The 405-nt window shown below is 29.6% G+C and carries 1 pseudogene; it reads left to right on the top strand.

Annotated features, from left to right (window positions below):
- Positions 1-127, top strand: a pseudogene (locus TY19_RS14190) (IS5/IS1182 family transposase); the annotation flags it as partial.
- Positions 128-405: the final 278 nt, after the last annotated feature.

Here is a 405-nt window from a genome sequence, read left to right on the forward strand (position 1 = left end):
TAAGTTAAGGCATTTGGTGGAAAATGCATTTTTACATTTGAAGCGCTGGAGAGGAATAGCGACCCATTATGCAAAGAACACAGCCTCATTCTTGTCTGCAGTCCATATTAGATGTATTGCTATATATGGGCAGGGCAGAAGTCTCGTGACTACACTATCTAGAAATGGAAAATTTAATCTTAAACAGATGAATTTATGCGGACTTAAGGCATTTTCAAATCAAAAACTAAGGAGTTTATGTTTGAACCATAGTTTATGTTTGAACCATATTGATCCTTATTTGTTTTTTTAATAACTCTTCATTGATAAAATAAAACTTTCTCTTAAAACGTGACTGCCTATTTTATCTCATAATTATTGCAATAATTTTTATTTATAAATAATATTGTTAAAACATTTATAAAT

Origin of the sequence: Candidatus Protochlamydia sp. R18 (assembly GCF_000648255.1) — a bacterium.
Taxonomy (GTDB): Bacteria; Chlamydiota; Chlamydiia; order Chlamydiales; family Parachlamydiaceae; genus Protochlamydia; species Protochlamydia amoebophila.